Source organism: Gammaproteobacteria bacterium (assembly GCA_037388465.1).
Taxonomy (GTDB): Bacteria; Pseudomonadota; Gammaproteobacteria; order SpSt-1174; family SpSt-1174; genus JARRKE01.
On sequence record JARRKE010000114.1, the window covers coordinates 1 to 4,785 of the forward strand.

Genomic DNA, 4,785 nt, shown 5'->3' on the forward strand with positions numbered 1-4,785 from the left:
ACCGGACGGCGGCTGCGGGTATAGCGCGAACCGCCCTGCAACAGCCCGTTGTGCTGCGCGACGCGCCGTTCGAGGTCGGTGGTGACCCCCGTATAAAGCGAGCGGTCGCTGCATTCGAGTAAGTAAACGTACCAGGCGGATTCTTGCATGGGAACGGTTGGTCGACCCGGGCTCGCGGAAACACCGCTCAATGAAACCAGCTTTGCGTAGCGCTGTTCAAGCCCGGCATTTCGATGAAACGAATCATTCATCCGTAAGCGGGAACGGATAACCTAAACTGGAATCAAACCTCACACGGATGCCATCCAGACTTAGCGCATGCAAAACGGCAACAAATTCAGGATTCCATCTCAAGACCGCCTCAGCGTGTGCCGATGTGGGCGTATTTGTGCGGATTATCCGCGCTGTCGGCATAGTCAGACGACCGACCGGTCTGAGCGCCGCCGCGCGGCGGCGGACCAATCACCGCATAGAAAGGAGGCCAACAATGCAGACACGTAAACTGGGCAAGGAACTCACCGTCTCGGCCCTGGGACTGGGCTGTATGGGCATGTCAGACTTCTACGGAAGCAAGGACGACTCGGAATCCATCAAGACCATCCACCGTGCCCTCGATCTGGGCGTGACCTTTCTCGACACCGCCGACATGTACGGGGTCGGCGCGAATGAAGAGCTCGTCGGGCACGCCATCAAGGACCGGCGCGACCAGGTGGTGCTCGCCACCAAGTTCGGCAACGTGCGCGGCCCGAACGGCGAATTCAAGGGCGTCGACGGCAGCCCCGAATATGTTCATCAGGCCTGTGATGCCAGCCTGATGCGTCTCGGCGTCGATCATATCGACCTTTACTACCAGCACCGCGTCGACCCCAACACGCCCATCGAGGACACGGTGGGCGCCATGGCCGAGCTGGTGCAGGCCGGCAAGGTGCGTTACCTGGGGCTGTCCGAGGCTGCGGCGGACACCCTGCGCAAGGCCTGCACGGTACATCCCATCGCCGCGTTGCAGACCGAGTACTCCCTGTGGACCCGCGACCCTGAAAACGGTCTGCTGGATACCTGCCGCGAACTCGGTGTGAGCTTCGTTCCCTACAGCCCGCTTGGACGCGGATTCCTCACCGGCCGCTTCCAACGCATCGAGGATCTGGACGAGGACGACTGGCGGCGCTACAACCCGCGCTTCACGGGCGAGAACTTCCAGCACAACCTGCATCTGGCGGATACCGTCAAGGCCATGGCCGAAGAAAAAGGCTGCACCCCGGCGCAACTGGCACTGGCCTGGGTGCTGGCTCAGGGCGAGGACATCGTACCCATCCCCGGCACAAGGCACGTCAAGTATCTGGAAGACAACCTCGGGGCGTTGGACGTGCAGCTGTCCGATGCAGACTTGAAACGTCTGGACCAGGCCTTCCCTTTCGGCGCGGCCTCCGGCGAACGCTATCCGGAGCAAGGCATGCAGGCCGTAAATCTCTGAGACGATTGAAACAACGTGTAAAACGACAAAACCCCGGCATCAGGCCGGGGTTTTTCTTTGTTTGTGGCGCATACAAGGCGCGTTCATTATCAAAGTGGTCTGATAAGATATAAACGTAAACGTGAATGCACGAATTCCGATACCCGGTCATCGGAATTCCTGAAATAGTAGATAGACGACTTGGCTATCGCGGATATGATGTCCCGGTGCTATAAAAATGATGCGGTCCGACAGGAAATCGCTTTATGCGCTCACATCAAAACCTTTCCCCCGCGCAGTTTGTCGCCCTCTGTCTAGGCCCCGGACCACAATATCAATATCTGCATGGAATACTGACAAGTGCGCAAAATGACCAGCGATTCTGGCGCAAAGCCGTGGATCTGGTCGGAAGGCACCGGTTGACTCCCGCCCTTTGGGTTGCCATCAGGGACAAAGACCTGACTCGCATCCTCGACGACGAATTATCACAATATCTGCAATCAATATACGAACTCAATCGCCTGCGGAATCAGCTGATTCTCAAGCAGATCGGCAAATTGACAAAAGCCCTGAATGCCTCGGGTATCGAACCGATACTGTTGAAGGGCGCCGCCGGATTGGCGACGAATCTTTACGCCGATCCGGGGCAACGGGTCATGACGGATATCGATATTCTCGTGGCTCCGGAACAATTCGACACCGCGCTGCAACAGCTTCGGCAAAGTGGCTGGAGCGACTATCATCAGGTAGCGCCAAAGCTCTATCGCGGCAGCCAGCATGCACCGCCGCTGTGGCTTGACGACGGCGCGGGCGCGACGGTTGAAGTGCATCATCGCCTTATGCGCAGGAAAGGCCTGTTAAGCACCCAGGAGTGCCTGCGCATGGTGGAACCGATTACGGTCGATGACGCCAACGCTTACGTGCTGAGCGCGAATGCCAGAATGCTTCACCACCTGCTTCATGCCACGGTTGGAGGCGGCTGGCTGGGGAAATTTCGCACCGACCTGCATCAACTCTACGAGACGACGCTGCTGTGCGGGGCATTTCAAAATCGCGTCGATTGGGCTTTTATCGAAACCTCAATCCGGCAATTCGGTTTATCCACGCCGGTGCAGGTTCATTTCGCGGTGGCGAAAACACTGTTTGAATCGCCCCTGACAACTGCCTTTAGCGCCTCGGCACTGCAACGCATGCGGGCCTTTTTCCATTATAAAGCGGCTGAATACCCCCAGTGCGAATGGCTGTGGTCCTATATCAGACTCCTCAAGCCCCCGTTCTATTACCGCTAACCCACCCCACCTTGCCGGATAGATTTCCATCACACACGGTTACGTCCGGTATTACAGACGTGAGTGCCCTGAATGCCTCGTCGATACTACGAAACGAAAGTGAATACACCGGCATGCGCTCAACAAGCGACGATAAATTCACAACATCTTCGTAGCAGATATCATCAACAAAATAGCTGCCGGAAGACATCAACTGCTGCAGTGCAGAGGCAGCATCCAGAGGGATCAATGTCGTTTCTTTATCGGGGTCATATTCGGCAATGATCGCCATGGAAGGACAGTATTTGCGGCCATCGTTTGCAGGCGTAACGGGATTTGGCAGCAGGTACATGGGATCGGTCACGGTGCCAAATACAGCTTGATCCAGCGGCAATTCAACGCTGTCGCCCAACAACTCTAGATCAAGCGGGCGCAGCTTTACCGGCAGCGGCATAGCTTCCAGCAAACCACTCGCCCGTTGCATGGGTATGCATGAAACGGCCAGCATGGGCAGATTGAACCGGCTTGCAAGCGCATACAACAATGCTGCGCGGCCCTTGTTTAGCAGGCCGGGAAATAAAATAGCGTCGCGACCGCAACCCAACGCACCAGCGCCAAATGCCAGCGAGGCGCCACCCGTGCGCGTCGCCAGTGATTGCAGCTCGCTCAGCAGGCTCAGCACCGCACGGTTTGGCGTATCGACAGTCGCCCAGGCACCTTCGCCAGTTTTAATGCGATAAACATCGTCACGCTCAGCGACAGATATGCGCTGGCCTACACCGTGAAAATGCTCGGTCTCCAACGGAGCCAGCAGCGGCCGCAGCATCTGCTCCACCACCGGCGCGTCATATACCACTTCAATATGGGCACCGGCGATATAACAGTGTTGAATTGAATCAGCGGGATTTGAAGCTGCCGGTCTGGCAACGCTGGCGCTGTTATCGGGCTGGATATTCGCCGCCTGCCATTGCACCTGCATTGTTTCGATATCGGCGCGAAGCTGAGGCTCCGGCAACCCGAAATGACTGGACAGGTTCGCCACAATCACATCAGCAGACAAACCCTGGCTGAACGCCTCCCATAGCCATCCAGCTGTGTCGCGCAGTACATGTAAATCGCTGGTATAGGGCCTGTACACGACCAGGCCATCATCGACAGGCACGCCAACAGCACCGGTTGCAGCCGCCGGAGAAGGCACATCCTCCGTTGCCTGAATAAAATCGGCTATGACCCGATTGTCCGGGTGGTCCATTTCACCTCTGATCCACATCACCGCCACGCGGCGCAAGCCATCCGTGGTTGCCGTTGCCCGGTGCAGCTGGTGAGAGGGAAAAACCAGCATGCTGCCGCGGCCATGAAATCCTATGGACCGCTCACCGGACACCGGGTCTTTTATCAGCAGCTCTCCCAGGGCGTATTCGTTTTCGTCGCTGAGGTTCAGCAGCACCGTGAGCACCCGGTTGGTGCCCTTGCGATGGTAGTTATCCGCATGCAGCGTGGGCAGTACGTCGAAATGCCAGAGGTAATGGCCGCCGGGTTCGTAATTCAGTATCCGAAGCCGCTCCGCTTCCAGCAGATTCATGCCCCACAACCGGTCATTCAGCTCCGCGACCTTGTCGAAGAGCAGCCGGCCCAACCAATGGCCATCCTCCAGGTCGCTGACAGCCGCCCGCCGGATACCGCCATCAACTCCGGTTGTACCATCCCAATGCGATAACCCTGCCGGACTGGTTTCATACCCCGTCAGTTCCGCAAGCAGTTTTTCGCACTGTCCACGATTCACGGCATCGCCGAGTAACGCAAACAGTGGCTGGCTGTCCAGCATCATGGCGGCGGTGTCGGTGCAGGCGGACGCGTAGTCGGTGGCGGGGGAGTTGGCGCCGCTGTAGGTGCTGGAGTCGACGTCGGTGTTGGAGTGGGAGCCGGCGGCGCAATACCGCTTTGCGCGGCAGCCTTATCCGCCAGCATCAATGACAACATGGCAGGCGGCGTATAGGCCGCAAAACGGCCCAGGCGTCCCAGCAGTTCCCGGCGCGCGTCATCGACTGACGTGGATGTTTCGACTTC

General features: G+C 57.9%; 4 protein-coding genes. 2 read left to right on the top strand and 2 right to left on the bottom strand.

The window, feature by feature from the left end:
* Positions 1 to 149: GIY-YIG nuclease family protein (locus P8Y64_13575; GenBank protein MEJ2061493.1), on the bottom strand; the 149-nt coding region annotated here is incomplete at its 3' end.
* 338 nt (positions 150 to 487) lie between these two features.
* On the opposite strand from P8Y64_13575, the gene P8Y64_13580 reads away from it, so the two are divergent.
* A complete protein-coding gene (locus tag P8Y64_13580; GenBank protein ID MEJ2061494.1) occupies positions 488 to 1,471 on the top strand; it encodes an aldo/keto reductase in 984 nt (327 codons plus the stop codon).
* A gap of 245 nt (positions 1,472 to 1,716) precedes the next feature.
* Positions 1,717 to 2,739, top strand: a complete 1,023-nt coding sequence (locus P8Y64_13585) for a nucleotidyltransferase family protein (GenBank protein MEJ2061495.1) — start codon at positions 1,717 to 1,719, stop codon at positions 2,737 to 2,739.
* Here P8Y64_13585 and P8Y64_13590 read toward each other — a convergent pair.
* Entirely contained in the window at positions 2,714 to 4,546 is a 1,833-nt protein-coding gene (locus tag P8Y64_13590) for a 2OG-Fe(II) oxygenase (protein MEJ2061496.1), read from the bottom strand. The genes P8Y64_13585 and P8Y64_13590 overlap by 26 nt on opposite strands.
* Between the last annotated feature and the right edge of the window lie 239 nt (positions 4,547 to 4,785).

Excerpts from the sequence above, each read along its gene's own strand:
- P8Y64_13580 (MEJ2061494.1), top strand. The coding sequence starts at position 488 with ATGCAGACACGTAAACTGGGCAAGGAACTCACCGTCTCGGCCCTGGGA.
- P8Y64_13585 (MEJ2061495.1), top strand. The coding sequence starts at position 1,717 with ATGCGCTCACATCAAAACCTTTCCCCCGCGCAGTTTGTCGCCCTCTGT.
- P8Y64_13590 (MEJ2061496.1), bottom strand. The coding sequence starts at position 4,546 with ATGATGCTGGACAGCCAGCCACTGTTTGCGTTACTCGGCGATGCCGTG.